Annotated in this window: 16 protein-coding genes; 10 read left to right on the forward strand and 6 right to left on the reverse strand. The window is 72.5% G+C overall.

From position 1 onward, the window contains the following. Window positions 1-4: 4 nt before the first annotated feature. Window positions 5-361: a YidH family protein gene (locus B2W79_RS02905; protein WP_292786880.1), complete on the forward strand. Its 357-nt coding sequence runs from the start codon at window positions 5-7 to the stop codon at window positions 359-361. 13 nt (window positions 362-374) lie between these two features. After that, window positions 375-761, forward strand: coding sequence for a DUF202 domain-containing protein (locus tag B2W79_RS02910; RefSeq protein ID WP_292786883.1), 387 nt, complete (start codon window positions 375-377; stop codon window positions 759-761). A 66-nt stretch (window positions 762-827) separates the two neighbouring features. On the opposite strand, the gene B2W79_RS02915 is transcribed toward B2W79_RS02910, so the two are convergent. The 4 genes from B2W79_RS02915 to B2W79_RS02930 all read right to left on the reverse strand — a co-directional run bounded on the left by B2W79_RS02915 (window position 828) and on the right by B2W79_RS02930 (window position 6,051). After that, window positions 828-2,318, reverse strand: a complete 1,491-nt coding sequence (locus tag B2W79_RS02915) for a GMC family oxidoreductase (protein WP_292786886.1) — start codon at window positions 2,316-2,318, stop codon at window positions 828-830. A 2-nt stretch (window positions 2,319-2,320) separates the two neighbouring features. Further along, window positions 2,321-3,799 carry an aldehyde dehydrogenase family protein gene (locus B2W79_RS02920; RefSeq protein ID WP_292786889.1) on the reverse strand — a complete coding sequence of 493 codons (1,479 nt, stop codon included), beginning with the start codon at window positions 3,797-3,799 and terminating at the stop codon, window positions 2,321-2,323. A 48-nt stretch (window positions 3,800-3,847) separates the two neighbouring features. Then, entirely contained in the window at window positions 3,848-5,446 is a 1,599-nt protein-coding gene (locus B2W79_RS02925) for an HNH endonuclease signature motif containing protein (RefSeq protein ID WP_292786892.1), read from the reverse strand. A gap of 167 nt (window positions 5,447-5,613) precedes the next feature. After that, the gene (locus B2W79_RS02930; protein WP_292786895.1) at window positions 5,614-6,051 is read right to left on the reverse strand and encodes an Lrp/AsnC family transcriptional regulator; all 438 of its coding nucleotides are present in this window, start codon (window positions 6,049-6,051) and stop codon (window positions 5,614-5,616) included. 150 nt (window positions 6,052-6,201) lie between these two features. On the opposite strand from B2W79_RS02930, the gene B2W79_RS02935 reads away from it, so the two are divergent. The 8 genes from B2W79_RS02935 (at window position 6,202) to paaZ (ending at window position 16,229) form a co-directional block, all read left to right on the forward strand. Next, a complete protein-coding gene (locus B2W79_RS02935; RefSeq protein WP_292786898.1) occupies window positions 6,202-7,314 on the forward strand; it encodes a thiamine pyrophosphate-dependent enzyme in 1,113 nt (370 codons plus the stop codon). Continuing rightward, complete coding sequence (locus B2W79_RS02940) at window positions 7,311-8,339, forward strand: alpha-ketoacid dehydrogenase subunit beta (protein WP_071327394.1); 1,029 nt, start codon at window positions 7,311-7,313, stop codon at window positions 8,337-8,339. The genes B2W79_RS02935 and B2W79_RS02940 overlap by 4 nt, the downstream gene beginning before the upstream one ends. Then, the gene (locus B2W79_RS02945) at window positions 8,336-9,751 is read left to right on the forward strand and encodes a dihydrolipoamide acetyltransferase family protein (RefSeq protein WP_071327395.1); all 1,416 of its coding nucleotides are present in this window, start codon (window positions 8,336-8,338) and stop codon (window positions 9,749-9,751) included. Before B2W79_RS02940 ends, B2W79_RS02945 begins: the two co-directional genes overlap by 4 nt. A gap of 134 nt (window positions 9,752-9,885) precedes the next feature. Then, window positions 9,886-11,205 (forward strand): MFS transporter, encoded by a 1,320-nt coding sequence (locus B2W79_RS02950; protein WP_292786904.1) that lies wholly within the window; start codon window positions 9,886-9,888, stop codon window positions 11,203-11,205. 119 nt (window positions 11,206-11,324) lie between these two features. Further along, window positions 11,325-12,515 carry a thiolase family protein gene (locus B2W79_RS02955; protein WP_292786907.1) on the forward strand — a complete coding sequence of 397 codons (1,191 nt, stop codon included), beginning with the start codon at window positions 11,325-11,327 and terminating at the stop codon, window positions 12,513-12,515. Next, on the forward strand, window positions 12,512-13,258 hold the full coding sequence (locus B2W79_RS02960; RefSeq protein WP_292786909.1) for an enoyl-CoA hydratase/isomerase family protein: 747 nt from the start codon (window positions 12,512-12,514) through the stop codon (window positions 13,256-13,258). The genes B2W79_RS02955 and B2W79_RS02960 overlap by 4 nt, the downstream gene beginning before the upstream one ends. Further along, window positions 13,255-14,130, forward strand: coding sequence for a 3-hydroxyacyl-CoA dehydrogenase family protein (locus B2W79_RS02965; RefSeq protein WP_292786911.1), 876 nt, complete (start codon window positions 13,255-13,257; stop codon window positions 14,128-14,130). The genes B2W79_RS02960 and B2W79_RS02965 overlap by 4 nt, the downstream gene beginning before the upstream one ends. Before the next feature lie 14 nt (window positions 14,131-14,144). Further along, entirely contained in the window at window positions 14,145-16,229 is a 2,085-nt protein-coding gene (gene paaZ / locus B2W79_RS02970) for a phenylacetic acid degradation bifunctional protein PaaZ (RefSeq protein WP_292786914.1), read from the forward strand. An 85-nt stretch (window positions 16,230-16,314) separates the two neighbouring features. Here the strand turns inward: paaZ and B2W79_RS02975 are convergent, their stop codons facing one another. Next, complete coding sequence (locus B2W79_RS02975) at window positions 16,315-16,923, reverse strand: TetR/AcrR family transcriptional regulator (RefSeq protein ID WP_292786917.1); 609 nt, start codon at window positions 16,921-16,923, stop codon at window positions 16,315-16,317. A gap of 63 nt (window positions 16,924-16,986) precedes the next feature. Next, window positions 16,987-18,303 carry a phenylacetate--CoA ligase PaaK gene (gene paaK, locus B2W79_RS02980; RefSeq protein ID WP_292787439.1) on the reverse strand — a complete coding sequence of 439 codons (1,317 nt, stop codon included), beginning with the start codon at window positions 18,301-18,303 and terminating at the stop codon, window positions 16,987-16,989. Window positions 18,304-18,335 lie beyond the last annotated feature (32 nt).

Below are 18,335 nucleotides of genomic sequence, written 5' to 3' on the forward strand. Positions count from 1 at the left end.
GCGCATGCGCCGCTTCCCCGCCTCCGTCTACCGGGTCGGGGACGAGCCCGATCCCCGGTTCTCCCTCGCCAACGAGCGCACGTTCCTGGCGTGGACCCGGACCGGCCTGGCCCTGATCGCGGGTGGCGTCGCGCTCGAGGTCCTCGGCCTCGACCTGCACCCCGGCTTCCGGCTGGCCGCCTCGCTGCTGCTGATGGTCGCCGGCACGGCCGTGGCGCCGCTCGCCTGGTTCGAGTGGATGCGCGCCGAACGCGCCTTGCGGCAGGGACGACCGCTGCCCGGCGCGCTGTCCGCGGTGGTGCTCGCCGTGGTCGTGGCGACGACGGGGCTGCTCGTCCTCGCCGGGGTGCTGTGGCGCTGAACGAGGCCTGCCGATGACCGCCCCCGATGCTCCGGCGCCCGACACCCCGGCGCCCGATCTGTACGACCCCGGGCTGCAGCCGGAGCGCACGGAGCTCGCCTGGCGGCGCACGGCCCTCGCGATCGCGGTCGGCTCGCTGCTGTCGCTGCGGGTGTTCCCCCTCGTGCTGCCCGGCGGCGCCGAGGGGTGGGGCCTCGTGCCGGGTGTGCTGGGCGTCGGCACGGCGGCGCTGCTCTGGATCGCCGCGCGCCGTCGGCAGCGCCGGACGACCGCGGTGCTCACCGCCCGAGCGCGCGGGCCACTGCCGGGCGGCGGACTCCCGCTCGCGCTGACGGTGTTCGCGACCGGCTTCGGTCTCGTCGCCCTCGTGCTTGTGACCGTGACACTGCTCACCCGCTGACGCGCAGGAGCGCGGGGCGATCGCGACAGATGCCGTGACCGCCCCGCGTCCCCTCGCCGCCCTCCCTCAGTCCGCGAGGACGAACCGCGCGCCGCGTTCGCCGATCATGGCCGCGGGCGCGTTGGTGTTGCCGGTGGGCACGGTCGGCATGACCGAGGCGTCGATCACCCGGAGCCCCTCGACCCCGCGCACGCGGAGCTGCGGGTCGACCACGGACTCCGGGTCGGAGCCCATGCGGCAGGTGCCGACCTGGTGGTGGTAGGTGATGGCCGTGCGCCGCACCCACTCCTCCACGTCGTCGTCCGCCACGTCCGGCCCGGGGTAGACCTCGACCGCTCCCCACTCCTCGGCGAGCGCGGGCTGCGTGCCGATGCGGCGGCACTGGCGCACCGAGGCCGCGAGGGCGTCAGCGTCGCGTTGATCCTCCAGCGCCGCCAGGTCGATGTGCGGCAGGTCATCGAGGCCGGGACCGGTGAGGCGCAGCTCGCCGCGGCTGTACGGCGTCACCAGACCCGCCATGAGCGTGAACCCGTCGGTGCCCTTCGGCTCCAGGTCGCCCCACATCGGCACGGAGAAGTGGATGGGCTGCGTGTCCGGCTGCGCGAGGCCGTCGCGGCTCCGCCAGAACAGGTGGCTCTGCGTGACGGACACTCCGGGCTGCGGCGGGCCGACGGGCTTCTTCTCGGTCGTGAAGATCACCGGCGACAGGAGGTGGTCGTGCAGGTTCTTGCCCACGGCGGGGGCGTCGTGCACGACGGGGATGCCGAGGGCACTCAGCTCAGCGGCGGGACCGATGCCCGAGCGCAACAGGATGACAGGCGTGCCGAGTGCGCCCGCCGAGAGGATGACCTCGTCCGCGAGCACCTCCTCGGCGTCGTCGCCCTCCCCCAGCCGGATGCCGACCGCGCGCCCGTCGCGCACGATCACGGAGTGGACGGCGCGACCGGTGAGGATCGTCATCCGGTCGGCGACGGGCTGCGCGTAGGCGGTCCAGGTGTTGACGCGACGACCGTCCGTGATCGTGACCTGCTCCTGCGAGACGCCGTCGAGCGTGCCCCCGTTGTAGTTCGGGTTGCGCGGCAGCCCTTCCTCCACGGCGGCGTCGATGATCGAGGCCTGGATGGGCGCGAGCGCGTAGTCGTCGGTCACCGGCAGCAGGTCGTTCTCGATCGCGTCGTAGATCGGCTCGACCTCGGCCCAGCCCCATCCGGTCGCGCCCGCCGCCTCCCACGCGTCGTAGTCGGAGGCCGCGCCGCGCACCCAGATCATGGCGTTCAGCGCGTGCGACCCACCGGTGACCTTGCCGCGAGGGAGATGCAGCCGACGACCGGCCGCGTGCGGCTGCGGCACGGTGAAGAAGTCCCAGTCCTCGGCGGAGTGCCACAGCTCGCCCGCCCGGGAGGGATCATGGATGGCCGGGTTCGTGTCGTAGCCGCCCGCCTCGACGAGCGTCACCGCGACACCGGCGTCGGTGAGACGCCGCGCGACGATGGCGCCCGACGTACCGGCCCCGACGACGATCGCGGAGCGCACCGCGCCGCTGTTCGCCGCGGCCACGCTCAGGCCTTCCGGCCCGGTCCGGAGACGACCTGGGTGACGGCGACGGACTTGAGCCCCTCGACGCCGAACTCCAACCCGTAGCCCGAGCTCTTCACGCCGCCGAACGGCACCATCGGGTGCAGCCCGCCGTGCGAGTTGATCCACACCGTGCCGGACTGCATGCGCGCGGCGACGGCGCGGGCCTCCTCCGGGTCGCTCGCCCACACCGAGGCGCCGAGGCCCACGTCGAGGGCGTTCGCGAGCGCGAAGGCCTCGTCGACGTCGCTGTACCGGATGACGGGGAGCGCGGGACCGAACTGCTCCTCCTGCACGAGCGCCGCGTCGTTGTCGATGTCGGCGACGATGGTGGGCCGGTAGAACAGCTCGCCGAGCTCGGAGGCCGGCTCGCCACCGGTGACGATCCGGGCGCCGCGGCTGCGCGCATCGTCGACGAGGCGACTGACGATGTCGAACTGCGGGCGGTTCTGCAGCGGCCCGAGCACGTTGGCCTCGTCGAGCCCGTTGCCCATCGGCACCTGCGCGGCGATGGCGGCGAGCGCGTCCACGACCTCGTCGTACACGGAGTCGTGCACGTAGAGGCGCTTCATGGCGGCGCAGGTCTGTCCGGTGTTGATGAACGCACCCCAGAAGAGGTCTTCCGCGATGGCCGAGGGATCGGTGCCGGGGAGCACGATGCCCGCGTCGTTGCCGCCCAGTTCGAGCGTGAGGCGGGCGAGGTTGCCCGCGGAGCTCTCGATGATGCGGCGACCGGTCGCGGTCGAGCCGGTGAACATGATCTTGGCGATGTCGGGGTGCGAGGCGAGGCGGGCGCCCACCTCACGGTCTCCGGAGACCCCGATGAGCACATCGGCGGGCAGCACGTCGTTCATCACGGCGAGCAGCGCGAGCACGCTCAGCGGGGTGTACTCGCTGGGCTTCGCGACGACCGTGTTGCCCATGCGCAGCGACGGGCCGATCTGCCAGATCGTGATCATGAGCGGCCAGTTCCACGGCCCGATGGCCCCGACCACGCCGGCCGCCTTGTAGACGAGCTCGGCGTGCAGCGTCTCGTCGTCGACGAGCACCTGCGGCTCCAGGACGGTCGTCGCGTTGGTGCGCAGCCAGGCCGAGCAGGCGCCGAGCTCGAACCGCGCGTTAGGGCCGTTCAGCGGCTTGCCCTGCTCCCGCGACAGGAGGTAGGCGAGCCCTTCGGCGTTCGCGTCGATCGCGTCGGCCGCGGCCAGGAGGAGTGCGCTCCGCTTCTCGTGTCCGAGCGCTTCCCACGCGGGCTGCGCGGCCTTCGCGCGGGCGATCGCGTCGTCGAGGTCGGAGACCGTGGCCACGGGCGCGCGTCCGATGACCTCCCGCGTCGCGGCATCGGGGATCTCGCGCCCCTCGCCCTGCGGGGCCTGGATGCGGTCGAGCAGCGCCGCAGCGGCGGACGCCGCGGAATCGGCGGATCCGGAGTCGACGGCTACGGGAACGGCGGAATCGGACATCGGTGTCTCTCCTTCGAGCGGGTCACGGCGCGGACGCCGGTCTTCTTCTCATTCTCGGTCGGCCCTTGCCGCCGCACTTGTCGCGGAGCGCGCCGGAGATGTCCCCGCGCGAAGGATGCGCTCCCGAGCCGGTCCCGCGTGAGCGAATCGGGACCCCGTCCGGTGCGTGGGGTCGGGAAGCGCCGGGCGCGGCGTGCGCCATCGTCGCCTCGGATCCCACCAGGCCGGCCCTCGCACCTGCGGTACTCCCTCGCGCATGCGGATCTGCCACCCCGAGGTGGCCAGGGTGCGGTGGTGATGCCAGCACAGCGCGACCCCGTTGTCGGTGTGCGTCGGACCCCCGTGCGCGTGCTCCGTGACGTGGTGGATCTCGCACCAGGCTGCCGGGACGTGACATCCGGGGATCAGGCACTCGCCGTCCCGTACGCCGATCGCCCGGCGCTGCGCGGGGGTGAAGATCCGGTCGCTCGACCCGAGCCCGACGATCCTTCCGCCGGTCCCGAGCACGACCCGCTGGACGGTCCCTCCACACGCCGTGTGCGCGGCCACCCGTGTCGACACCGGCGTCTCGACGCCCTCGACCCGCGCCCAGCCGCGCCCGGTGGCATAGTCCTCGGCGCCGACCGTGACCACGAGTGTCGGGGCGGCACCGCCCAGCCGTGGCATGTCGTCGTGCCGTGCCGCGATCCCCAGGGCCGCCGCGAGCGCGTCGTGCTGCTTCTGTGCCCGCGTGCGCCCGTCGACCATCCCGCCGGGGTCGCCGGCCGGGAGCACATCGTCGTCCAAGGACACCGCGGTGTCCCGCCGCTCGGCATCGGAATCCTCGAGTTCCGCGGACGGCACGAAGCGCACGCCGGGAAGCGGCGGCCCGTCGACCTTCGGGTTCAGATACGCGTCCCAGATCCGCTGCAGCTGCCCCGCGACCTCGGGCAGCAGTGCGCCCCGGACCGGGATCACGCCGTCCTTGGCGCGCCCCAGCACCACACCCCGAGCCCGCAGCGCGACGTCTTCCGCAGGCTCCGCGCCGTCGGGGTCGAGGTACTGCACGATCAGCTGCGCCCGCACCCGCAGATCCTCGGCTGTCGGTGCCGGATCGGTCTCGTTCTCGGCGTCACTGTTCTCGTCGTCGTCGCTCTCCTCGCCACGAGCGACCTCGGCCAGATACGCGTCCGCCTCCCAGCGGTCGGCGAGGCGCACGCGAGGGCCGGCCTGCTCGATCGGCCCGGTCGCGGCCAACAACCCGGTCACGCCGATCGCCCCGTCGAGGAGGGCCTCGCGCAGCGCCGGCCACCGCGCCGGCAGCCACTCCCCGGAGGAGAGATCGACCTCGCGCCGCACCAACCGCGCGCCCTTCACCAGGCGTGCGGCGGATGCGGCGTCCGCACGAAGGACACGCTGCAGCAATTCGTTCATCGAGCGACAGCCGAACCGTCCGCAGAACGCCGGTTCCCCGGACCCCGCCGGACGCGGATCGACGCTCGCGACCGCCTCCACGATCACGGCCTCCACGCGTCGCTGGATTTCACCCGCGACCCGCAGCAGGTCCATCATCGCCCCGGCATCGAGAGCGCCCACGGTGCCCGACTGCAGCACGGCGTCGAGAGCGACGACCGTGTCGTCGAGAACCGCTGCCGGGGTGCTTTCCATACGACGATTCAACCGAGTGCCACCGACATTGCGCGACCTGATTACCCCTGTTCAGAGGGATATTCCAGTACGCACGGAGGAGTCCTCCTGCAGACGAATCGACCCGTGATCAACCCTCCACATCACCCAGCATCCGCCCCCGACGGCCCCCATCGCCGGAGAGGACATCACGCCCGGTCGAAGTCCTCGAAGATCAGGATCGTCCGCGTCGAGCGGATCGACGGGATCGCCTGGATGTCCTCCAGCACGATGCGGCGCAGGTCGCGCGCGTCGTTGGCACGCACGAGCAGCAGCACGTCGAAGTCGCCGCCGACGAGCGCCATGTGCTCTATCTCCGCGATCGCCCGGAGCCGCGCGCTCACCTCCTGCCACGTGGCCTGTTCGATGGCGAGGGTCACGTACGCGCTCGCGTGATGCCCCAGCAGCACGGGGTCGGTGCGCACGGTGTACCCCGTGATCACCCCGGCGTCGGTGAGGCGCTTGATGCGGGCATGCGCCCCCGCGCGGGAGATGTGCACCGCTTCGGCGATCGCGGTCATGGACGCCCGCGCATCCCGCCGCAGCTCCGCGAGGATCGCGCGATCCGTCTCGTCCAGCGCCGCCATGGCACCCCTCTCCCGCCCGGGAAATCCTGACATTTCGGAAGCCATTGTGGCACGTCGCGAGCAATCGTCCACGATCCCGCGACGGATCTTGGATGACTGTCGTACGCGCGGCATGCTGTCCTCATCGAGTTCGGCAAGGAAGGCGGACGGATGCACCCCCACGACATGCTCCCGCGAGACATCGCGGTACGACTGATCGCCGAGGACGGGACCGCCCTCCCCGACGAGGCCTACGCGCTCCCCGCCGCCGACGTCCTGCTGGCGGCCTACCGGGGTCTCGTCGAAGGCCGTCGCATCAACGATCAGGCCGGCGCGCTCGTGCGCCAGGGACGCCTCGCGGTCTACCCCTCCTCGCACGGCCAGGAGGCCTGCCAGGTGGCCGCGGCGATGGTGCTCGGCGACACCGACTGGCTCTTCCCCACCTACCGCGACTCGGTCGCCGTGATCGCCCGGGGCGTCGAGCCTGCCGAGGCGATGGTGCTCCTCAAGGGCGACTGGCACTCCGGCTACGACGTACGGGCGCACCGCGTCGCCCCGCAGGCCACCCCGCTCGCGACCCAGCTGCTGCACGCGGTCGGCTTCGCGCAGGCGGCGAAGCACCGCGGCGAGGACACCGTGGTGCTCGCGCTCTGCGGCGACGGCGCGACGAGCGAGGGCGACTTCCACGAGGCGATGAACTTCGCCGCCGTCTTCCACGTCCCGGTCGTGTTCTTCGTGCAGAACAACGAGTTCGCGATCTCGGTCCCCCTCTCCCGGCAGACCGCCGCGCCCTCCCTCGCCCACAAGGCGGTCGGCTACGGCATGCCGGGGCAGCGCGTCGACGGCAACGACGTGGCCGCGGTCCTCGCGGTGCTCACGGAGGCCGTCGACCGCGCCCGCGCCGGGGGCGGCCCCTCCCTCGTCGAGGCGCACACCTACCGCATGCAGGCGCACACCAACGCCGACGACGACACCCGCTACCGCGAACGCGAGGAGGTGCAGGCCTGGCTCGCCCGCGATCCGCTGCTCCGCCTGCGCGCGCACCTCACGGCGACGGGGACGCTGGACGACGAGGCAGAGTCGCGCTTCGCCGCAGGCGCGGAGGAGATCGCCGCCGCCATGCGCACCGCCCTGAACACCGACGCGGACCTCGACCCGGAAGACCTCTTCCGCTTCGTGACCGCGACCCGCTCGCCGCAGCGTGAGGAGCAGTGGCAGCTCCTCCGGGACGAGATCGCCCGCTCCCACCCCGCCGAGACGATGACGACCGGAGGCCCCCGATGACCATCGCCGAGCACGAGACGCCGGTCGCGGCGCACACCGGCACCACCACGACCATGACCATGGCCGCCGCCCTCAACCGCGCCCTCGCCGACGCCCTCGCCGCCGACCCCGACGTGGTCGTCTTCGGCGAGGATGTGGGAGCCCTCGGCGGCGTGTTCCGCATCACCGACGGGCTCACCGCCCGCTTCGGCGAGGACCGCTGCTTCGACACCCCGCTCGCGGAGTCCGGCATCATCGGCACCGCCGTCGGCATGGCGATGAACGGGATGCGCCCCGTGGTCGAGATGCAGTTCGATGCCTTCGCCCTCCCCGCCTTCGAGCAGATCGTCAGCCACGTGGCGAAGCTCGGCAACCGCACCCGCGGCGGGATGCGCATGCCGCTCGTGATCCGCATCCCGTTCGGGGGCGGCATCGGGGGCGTGGAGCATCACTGCGACTCGTCCGAGGCGTACTACGCGCACACCCCCGGCCTCACCGTCCTGAGTCCGTCCACCCCGCAGGACGCCTACTCGCTGCTCCGGGCGGCCATCGCCTCGCCGGACCCGGTGGTCTTCCTCGAGCCCAAGAAGCTCTACTGGTCGAAGGGCGAGGTCGACACCGCGGTGACGGCGGAGATCGGCTCGGCGCGCATCGCCAGGGAGGGCACCGACGTGACCCTCCTCGCGTACGGGGCCTCCGTGCCGCTCGCGCTGGAGGCGGCGGAGGTCGCCGCGGGCGAAGGGCGCAGCGTGCAGGTGGTCGACGTGCGCTCCCTGTCCCCCTTCGACGACGAGACGGTCACCGCGGCGGTGCGCTCCACGGGACGCGCGGTCGTGATCGCCGAGGCGCCGGGATTCGTCAGCGTGGCCTCCGAGATCCAGGCGCGGGTGTTCGAGCGCTGCTTCGAGTACCTGGAGGCCCCCGTGCGACGGGTGACCGGGTTCGACACCCCGTACGCACCGCCCAAGTTCGAGCACTGGTACCTGCCGGACGTCGATCGCGTGCTCGACGCGATCGACACGCTGCACTGGGAGGACGACGCATGAGCACGCCTGTGAAGACCGCGACCCGCGTGTTCCGCCTCCCCGACCTCGGCGAGGGACTCACCGAGGCCGGCCTCGTGCAGTGGCTGGTGTCCGTCGGCGACAGCATCGCGACCGATCAGGCCATCGCCGAGGTCGAGACCGCGAAGAGCGTCGTCGAACTGCCCTCGCCGTTCGCCGGCGTCGTGACGGCGCTGCACGGCACGCCCGGCGACACGATCGATGTCGGCGCCCCGGTGCTGGAGGTCGCCGACCCCGGCAGCGAGGAGACCGCATCCGCGCCGAAGGCCCCTGCCGCGCCGCCCGAGCACGAGGCGTACCGGCAGGAGGAGCGGGCGGGGTCGGGCAACGTCCTCATCGGGTACGGCACCTCGGCCTCCTCCGCGACGGGGCGGCGCCGTCGCCCCGCGGCGCCACGCCCCGCTCCGGCGCCCGCCTCGACAGCGCCCGCACCGGCAGCACCCGCCTCGACCGCTCCGGAGTCCCCCGCATCCGCCTCCCGCGAGCCCGCGCGTCCCGCGCCGGTCGCCGTGCGGTCGCCGCTCGTTCGGCGCCTCGCCCGCGACCTGGGCCTCGACGTGTACGCGATCGCCGCCACCGGAGCGGACGGGGCGATCACCCGCGCCGACGTGCTGCGCGCCGCCGTGGACCACGCCGTGGACGGCGTCGCGACCCCGACGCCGACCTCCGCGACCGCTCCCACCGGCGAGATCGACGGCCTCCCGGTCCGCAGCCGCGAGCGCCTGTCCCCGCTGCGCCGTACCGTGAGCGCCCGGCTCGCCCGCAGCCGCTCCGAGATCCCCGAGGCCACCGTGTGGGTCGACGTCGACGCCACCGAGCTCTGGGACCTCCGCGGGCGGATGGCTCCCGAGGGCGCGAAGGCCCCGTCGATCACGGCGCTCCTCGCGCGGTTCGTGCTGCTCGCACTGGAGGACTACCCGGTCCTCGCCTCGCGGCTCAGCGACGACGGCTCCGAGTTGATCTCGTTCGACGGCGTGAACCTCGGCGTCGCGGCCGACACCGAACGCGGCCTCCTCGTCCCGGTCGTCCCGCACGCGCACCGGCTCACGGTCGCCGACCTCGACGCCGCCCTGCGCGAGCTCGCGGCCACCGCGCGCGCCGGCACGCTGCCGCCCGAGCGGCTCCGCGGATCGACCTTCACGCTCAACAACTACGGCGGGCTCGGCGTCGACGGCTCCGCGGCGATCATCAATCACCCCGACGTCGCGATCCTCGGCATCGGCCGGATCATCGAGCGGCCCTGGGTCGTGGACGGGGCGATCGTGCCGCGTCGCATCGTCCAGCTCTCGCTCGTGTTCGACCACCGCGTCTGCGACGGCGGGTATGCGGCCGGATTCCTCCGCCGCGTGGTGGAGCTCATCGAGCATCCGCTCCGCGCCTTCGGGCGGGTCTGAGCTCGACCCGGCCGGCGAACCCTCGTGGGCGGAGCGCCGATACGCTACGCTCGGCGATTACTGACCGATCATTCGGTAAGTAATCGCCGACGTACCCGCGTCGGCGCTCCCCCTCGCAGAACAACGGAGTTCGCATGACCTCAGCCACCGCAGCCGCCTCGTCGACCAGAAGGATGCCCGCCGAGGAGCGGCGCGTCCTCGCCGGCACCCTCGTGGGGACGTCGATCGAGTGGTACGACTTCTTCATCTACGCCCAGGCGGCGGGCCTCGTGCTCGCCCCGCTCTTCCTCGCTCCCATCGCGGAGTCGAGCCCCGGGCTCGCCCAGGTGCTCTCGTTCGCGACCATCGGCATCTCGTTCCTGTTCCGCCCGCTCGGCGCGATCGTCGCCGGACACCTCGGCGACAAGCTCGGCCGGAAGAAGATGCTCGTCTTCACCCTCGTGATGATGGGACTGTCCACCTCCCTCATCGGCCTGCTGCCCACGTACGCCGCCATCGGCGTCGCCGCCCCGATCCTCCTGATCCTCCTGCGCATCCTGCAGGGCTTCTCCGCCGGCGGCGAATGGGGCGGCGCGGCGCTCATGGCCGTCGAGCACGCCCCGACGGCGCGACGCGGCCTGTTCGGCGCGTTCCCGCAGATCGGCGTGCCGGTCGGCATGATCCTCGCCACCTTCACCCTCTGGGCCCTCACGAGCTCGATGTCCCCCGAGGCCTTCCTCGAGTGGGGCTGGCGCATCCCGTTCCTGCTCTCGATCGTGCTCATCGCGGTCGGCTACGTGATCCGTCGCGCGGTCGACGAGAGCCCCGTGTTCGAAGACCTGCGTCGCCGCCGCAAGGAGGCCTCGGCGCCGCTCGGGCAGCTCTTCCGGGCGCACACGAAGCAGGTCGTGCTCACGGCCGTCATCTTCATCGCCAACAACGCCGCGGGCTACCTGCTGATCGCCTTCTTCGCGACGTATGCGGTGACGGGTCTCGGCATGGAGCGCCCGCCGGTGCTGCTGGCGACGACGCTCGCCTCGTTCGGCTGGCTGATCTTCACACTGTGGGGCGGCGCGCTGTCCGACCGCCTCGGCCGCATCCGTACGTTCCAGATCGGGTACGTCGCCCTCGCGGTGTGGGCCATCCCGATGTGGTTCCTCATCGATACCGCGAACATCGTCTGGTACTTCGTCGCCCTGTTCGTCATGACGTTCGCGCTCGGGCTCTCGTACGGCCCGCAGGCGGCGCTGTACGCCGAGATGTTCCCCGCGAACGTGCGCTACTCGGGTGTCTCGATCGGCTATGCCCTCGGCGCCATCCTCGGCGGGGCGTTCGCACCGATGATCGCGGAGGCACTGCTGAACCAGTTCCACGCCGCGTGGACGATCGGCGTCTACATCGCGGTCGCGTCGATCATCTCTCTCATCGGCGTCTCGCTGGTGAAGGAGACGAAGGGCGTGGATCTCAGCGTCTGACTCCTGGTCCGGGATCGCGGCCGGCCGTGTGCCTGTGCCATAATTACCTTACGATCGGTCAGTAATTCACGACCGGCCGCTCCCGGACCACACCAGGACGACGAAGTCAGGAGATCCGCATGCCAGAGGCCTACCTCGTCGGAGGGGTCCGTACCCCGGTGGGCCGCTACGGCGGCTCCCTCTCCGCCGTCCGTCCCGACGACCTCGCGGCGCTCGTCGTCGGCGAGGCCGTGCGCCGCGTCGGGCTCGACCCGGCGCGTACCGAGCTGGACGAGGTCATCCTCGGCGCCGCCAACCAGGCCGGAGAGGACAACCGGAACGTCGCCCGGATGGCGGTGCTCCTCGCCGGTCTGCCCGACACCGTGCCGGGCATCACGGTCAACCGGCTCTGCGCCTCCGGGATGTCCGCCGTCACCATGGCCGCGCAGGCGATCCGCGCGGGCGACGCCGATCTCCTCGTCGCCGGCGGCGTCGAATCCATGACCCGCGCCCCCTGGGTGCAGGCCAAGCCGGAGAAGGCGTGGGCGAAGCCCGGAGCCGCCTTCGACACCTCGATCGGCTGGCGCTTCCCGAACCCGCACCTCGCCGCGCGGGACAAGGCCACCTTCACGATGCCGGAGACGGCAGAGGAGGTCGCCCGCGTCGACGGCATCACGCGCGCCGAGGCCGACGCCTTCGCCGTCCGCTCGCAGCAGCGCGCCGCCGCCGCGATCGCCGCCGGCCGCTTCGCCCCGGAGATCGTCGGCGTCCCCGTCCGCGACGGCGAGGTGCTCGTCGACGAGGGTCCGCGCCCGGAGACCACCCTCGAGGTGCTCGCGCGCCTCCGCCCCGTCGTGGCCGGCGGAGAGGTCGTCACGGCCGGCAATTCCAGCGCCCTCAACGACGGCGCGTCGGCCGTGCTCGTGGCGAGCGCCGAAGCCGTCGAGCGCCACGGGCTGACGCCCCGCGCGCGGATCGTCGTCGGCACCTCCGCCGCCCTGGCTCCGGAGATCATGGGACTCGGACCGGTCCCCGCGACGGAGAAGGCGCTGCGCCGTTCGGGGCTCTCCCTCGACGACATCGGCGCCGTGGAGCTCAACGAGGCGTTCGCCTCGCAGTCGCTCGCCTGCATCCGGCGGCTCGGCCTCGACCACGACCGCGTGAACGCCGACGGCGGCGCCATCGCTCTCGGCCACCCGCTCGGCTCGTCCGGCTCGCGCCTGCTCGTGACGCTGATGGGACGCATGGAGCGCGAGGACTCCCGCTACGGCCTCGCCACGATGTGCGTCGGCGTCGGCCAGGGCGCGGCCGTGATCCTGGAGAAGGTGTGAGGGGCGCGGACGAGCCGCTGCTCGTCACCCGCACCGCGGACCGCGTCGTCGCGACCCTGAACCGTCCGCACAAGCGCAACGCGATCGACCAGGCCACGATCGACGCCCTGCACGCGCTGTGCGCCGAGCTGGAGGAGACGCCGCGCACGCTCATCCTCACCGGCGCCGACGGGGTGTTCGCGGCGGGCGCCGACATCGCCGAGCTCCGGGACCGTCGCGCCGACGACGCCCGCCGCGGCATCAACGCCCGCGCGTTCGTCCGCGTCGCGGAGCTGCCGATGCCCGTGATCGCCGCGATCGACGGCTACGCGCTCGGCGGTGGCGCGGAACTCGCGTATGCCGCCGATATCCGCCTCGCGACGCCGACGCTGAAGATCGGCAACCCGGAGACCGGCCTGGGCATCCTCGCCGCGGCGGGAGCGAGCTGGCGCCTCAAGGAGATCGTGGGCGACGCCCGCGCCATCGAGCTGCTGTTGACCGGCCGCACGGTGCACGCCGAGGAGGCCCTCCGCATCGGTCTCGTCTCCTCGCTGCACGAGGTCGCCGACCTCCTCGACGCCGCCCATGCGGTCGCCGACCGCATCGCCCGCAACGACCCCGCGGCGACCATCGCGACCAAGCGGGTGTTCCGGGCGCCGCGCGACCAGCACCCCGCGGTCGACCTCGAGGAGCAGGCCACGCTGTTCGAGAGCCCGGAGAAGCACCGCCGCATGACCGCCTTCCTGGAACGGAGAGACCGATGAGCACGCCCTCCTCCCCCGAAGCCGCAGCGCCGGCCCGCGTCGGCGTGCTCGGCGGCGGACGCATGGGCGCGGGCATCGCCCACGCCTTCCTCCTCGCCGGATCCCCCGTGACCGTCGTCGAGCGGGACGACGACGCCGCCGCGACCGCCGCCGCCCGCGTGCTCGGGTCGATCGACGCCTCGCTCTCCCGCGGCACGGCGATCGAGACCGCCGACGCATATCGCGCCCGGTTCGCGACCGGGACCGACGCCGCCCTGTTCGCGGACTGCACCCTCGTCATCGAGGCCGTCCCGGAGGAGCTGTCGCTCAAGATCGACGCCCTCACCCGCGTCGAGCGCCACCTCGCCGACGATGCGGCCCTCGCGTCCAACACCTCGTCCATCTCGATCGACGAGCTCGCGGCGGTGCTCGACCGCCCCGAGCGCTTCCTCGGGATGCACTTCTTCAACCCGGTGCCCGCCTCGACCCTCGTGGAAGTGGTGCGTGGCGGCGCGACCGCGGAGACTCTCGTCGCGGACGCGGCCTCCTGGGTCCGCGCGCTGGAGAAGACGCCCATCGTCGTCGCCGACGCCCCGGGTTTCGCGTCGTCACGTCTGGGCGTCGCCCTCGGCCTCGAGGCGATCCGGATGCTCGAGGACGGCGTCGCCTCCGCCGCCGACATCGACGCGGCCATGACCCTGGGCTACAAGCACGCGGTGGGGCCGCTCCGGCTCACCGACATCGTCGGGCTGGACGTACGGCTCGGCATCGCCGAGTACCTCGCGGCGCAGCTCGGCTCGCGCTTCGAACCCCCGGCCCTGCTGCGCCGCCTCGTGGCGGAGGGGCACCTCGGACGCAAGAGCGGACGCGGCTTCTACGAATGGGACGACTGATGAAGGGAACCCCCATGACCGAGATCCTCCCCAGCTACGTGCAGGGCTCCTGGTGGACGCCCGCCTCCGACGCGGACGCCACCGCGGTGCGCGACGCCTCGACCGGGGAGACGGTGGCCCGCGTCTCCACCGCCGGCCTCGACCTCGGCGCGGCGCTCGACTACGCCCGCACCACCGGCCAGGCCGCGCTCGGGGAGCTCACGTTCCACCAGCGCGCCGTCCTGCTCAAGCAGCTCGCGCTCGCGCTGACCGCCCGCAAGGAGGAGCTGTACGCGCTCTCCAGCCGCACCGGCGCCACCGCGCAGGACTCCTGGGTCGACATCGACGGCGGCATCGGCGTGCTCTTCGCGTACTCCAGCAAGGGCCGCCGCGAGCTGCCGAACGCGAAGGTCTACGTCGACGGCGCCGTGGAGAACCTGTCGCGGGACGGCTCCTTCCTCGGTCGGCACATCTACACCCGGCTGCCCGGGGTGGCGGTGCAGATCAACGCCTTCAACTTCCCCGTGTGGGGCTCGCTGGAGAAGTTCGCGCCGGCCTTCCTCGCCGGTGTCCCCACGGTCGTGAAGCCCGCCACCCCCACCGGCTACCTCACCGAGGCCATGGTGCGCGTGATGGTCGAGTCCGGACTGCTGCCCGAGGGGTCGCTGCAGCTCGTCTCCGGCAGCGTGCCCGACCTCTTCGAGCACCTCCGCCTGGGCGACCTCGTCGCGTTCACCGGCTCAGCGTCGACGGCGGAGCGGCTGCGGGCGCACGACGCGGTGCAGACCGGCGGGGTCCGCTTCACCAGCGAGACCGACTCGATCAACGCCTCGGTGCTCGGCACGGATGCGGCCTCCGGCACGCCGGAGTTCGACGCCTACGTGAAGCAGCTCGTCGCGGAGATGACGTCGAAGGCCGGGCAGAAGTGCACCGCGATCCGGCGGGCGATCGTGCCCGAGGACGCGGTGGACGACGTGATCGCCGCGGTGCGCGACCGGCTCGCGGCGCGGATCGTCGTGGGCGACCCGCGCGCCGAGGGCGTGACGATGGGACCGCTCGCCTCCACGGCCCAGCGCGACGAGGTGCTCCGGCAGGTGGCGCGACTCCGCGAGGGCGGGGGCGAGCTCGTGATCGGCTCCCCGGAGACGCCGACGGTCCGCCGTGCGGACGGCAGCGAGGGCCCGGCGGAGGACGGCGCGTTCGTGGCGCCGATGCTCCTGCGCTTCGCCGATGCGACCAGCCCCGCCGTGAACGAGATCGAGGCGTTCGGCCCCGTCTCCAGCATCCTCGGCTACCGCACGCTGGACGAGGCGGCGGCACTCGTGGCCCGGGGCGGCGGCTCGCTCGTGACGAGTGTCGCGACGCACGACCCGGAGGTCGCGACGACGCTGGCCGCGGGGATCGCGGCGTACAACGGTCGCGTGCTCTTCCTCGACCGCGACGACGCCCGCAGCTCGACCGGCCACGGCTCCCCGCTCCCGAACCTCGTGCACGGCGGTCCCGGTCGCGCCGGCGGCGGAGAGGAGCTCGGCGGCATCCGGGCGGTGCTGCACCACATGCAGCGCACCGCGGTGCAGGGCTCCCCGGAGATGATGACCGCGCTCACCGGGGTGTGGCACCAGGGGGCCTCGGCCCGTCCGTTCGACACCGGCGACGGTGTGCACCCCTTTCGCAAGTCGCTGGCGGAGCTGCGCATCGGCGACCAGGTCGTCAGTCCCTCGCGCACCGTCACCCTCGACGACATCGAGACGTTCGCGGCGTTCACGGGCGACACGTTCTACGCGCACATGGACGAGGCGTCCGCGGCGGCAAACCCCTTCTTCCCCGGACGCGTAGCGCACGGCTACCTGCTCGTGTCGTGGGCGGCGGGGCTCTTTGTCGATCCGGCTCCCGGTCCCGTGCTCGCGAACTCCGGGCTGGAGAACCTGCGCTTCGTGACCCCGGTGTCCCCCGGCGACGAGATCCGCGTCGAACTCACCGCCAAGCAGATCACGCCGCGGGAGACCGACGAGTACGGCGAGGTGCGCTGGGACGCGGTCCTGAAGAACCAGGACGACGAGCTCGTCGCGACCTACGACGTCCTGACTCTCGTCGCGAAGGAGCTCACTCCCGCCGCATAGTCCCGAGACCCCGGGTTCTCGTCGAGGCCCCGCCCTTCCCACGCGGAGACGGCGGGGCCTCGGCGCGAAGACGGGGGCTCGCGAGTCAGGGGTGGCGGAGGCCGTCGAGAGCGATCGCGACGACGTCGTCGGCGAGGCGATCGGCGCCCTCGCGACCACCGGGGCGGTACCACTCGACGATCGAGTTGATCATGCCGAACGTCAGGCGGGCGACGACGGCCGCGTCGATGTCGGAGCGCAGGGCACCCTCGGCCTGCGCCTCCGCGACGAGGGCCGTGATGCGGCGGTCGAACGCCCGCCGCCGGGTGAGGGCGCGGCGCTCGACGTCGGTGTTCCCGCGCACGCGCAGCAGCAGCGTCACGGCGGGGAGCTGGTCCACGAGCACATGCACGGCCCCGCGGAGCACGTGCTCCAGCCGGGCAACGGCGTCGGCTGCTCCAGCGTCGACCGGGCGGGGTGCGTCGACCACCGCTTCGAGCCCGCCGAGAGCGCTGTCGAGGGCACGGTCGAGCATCTCGTCCTTCGACCCGAAGTGATGGTAGATCGCCGACTTCGACAGCCCGAGACGCTCGGCGAGCATCCCGATCGAGGTCGCGTCGTAGCCGTGCTCGTTGAAGGCGGCCACCGCGACCGCGAGGATCCCCTGCTGGTCGTACCCGGGGCGGCCGCGCCGCGTGGTCTGCATCTCGGACATCCCCCTCAGTCTCGCACCGCCCGCCGCGCGCATCGCGGAGGTCGACGCCGAGACCCCCGCGTGTCAGCGCAGGTCGTAGACGCGCTTGTACTTGCCCTCGCTGCGCGGCAGCGCCCCCGGCTCCTCCAGCCGCACGGCGACCGACGAGCCGATGAACACCTTGATGCGCTGCACCAGCACCTGCGCCGCCGCCTCGCACGTCTCCACGGACAGGTCGGGGTGACGCTCGATGCGCACCGTGAGGGCGTCCATCCGGCCCTCCTTCGTCAGCTCCAGGATGAAGTGCGGCGTGAGCTGCTCGATCCCGAGCACCAGCTCCTCGATCTGCGTCGGGAAGAGGTTGACGCCGCGCAGGATGATCATGTCGTCGTTGCGTCCGGTGACCTTCTCCATCCGCCGCATACCCGGACGCGCCGTGCCGGGGAGCAGGCGGGTGATGTCGCGCGTGCGGTACCGGATGACGGGGAACGCCTCCTTGGTGAGCGAGGTGAAGACGAGCTCGCCCCGTTCGCCGTCCGGCAGGGCCTCCAGGGTGTCGCCGTCGATCACCTCCGGCAGAAAGTGGTCCTCCCACAGGTGCGGGCCGTCCTTGGTCTCGAGGCACTCGTTGCCGACACCCGGCCCCATGACCTCGCTGAGTCCGAAGATGTCGAGGGCGTCGATGCCGAGCCGCTGCTCCAGCTCGTGCCGCATCTCGTTGGTCCAGGGCTCCGCGCCGAGCACCGCGACCCGGAGCGAGGTGGACCGCGGGTCGATGCCCTGCGCGGCCATCGCGTCCGCGATCGTGAGGAGGTAGCTCGGGGTGCACAGGATCGCGTCCGGCTCGAAGTCGCGGATGAGCTGCACCTGTCGGGCGGTCTGTCCGCCCGACATCGGGATCACGGTGGCGCCCAGTGCCTCGATGCCGGCATGCGCCCCGAGCCCGCCCGTGAACAGGCCGTACCCGTAGGCGTTGTGCACCTTCATGCCGCGCCGGATGCCGCTGGCGCGGAGCGACCGGGCCACCAGCGTCCCCCAGCGGTCGAGGTCGCCGCGCGTGTAGCCGACGACGGTCGGGCGGCCCGTGGTGCCGCTGGACGCGTGGATGCGGGCGACGTCGGCCATCGGCACCGCGAACATCCCGAACGGGTACGTCTCGCGCAGGTCGTCCTTGGTCGTGAAGGGCAGCCGGTGCACGTCGTCGAGCGTGCGGATGTCGTCGGGATGCACGCCCGCCTCGTCGAACTTCCGCGTGTAGAGCGGCACGTTGCGATAGGCGTGCTGCACGGTCCACTGGAGGCGCTCGAGCTGCAGACGCTCGATCTCGGCGCGGCTCATCCGCTCCTCGGGGTCGAGCTCGTCGGTCGTCGGCGGGCGGAGGGCGGAGGCGGGGGCGGTCATCGTCGACACGGGGACCCCTCGGAACGGATGGG

Source organism: Microbacterium sp. UBA7513, assembly GCF_002478345.1.
GTDB lineage: Bacteria > Actinomycetota > Actinomycetes > Actinomycetales > Microbacteriaceae > Microbacterium.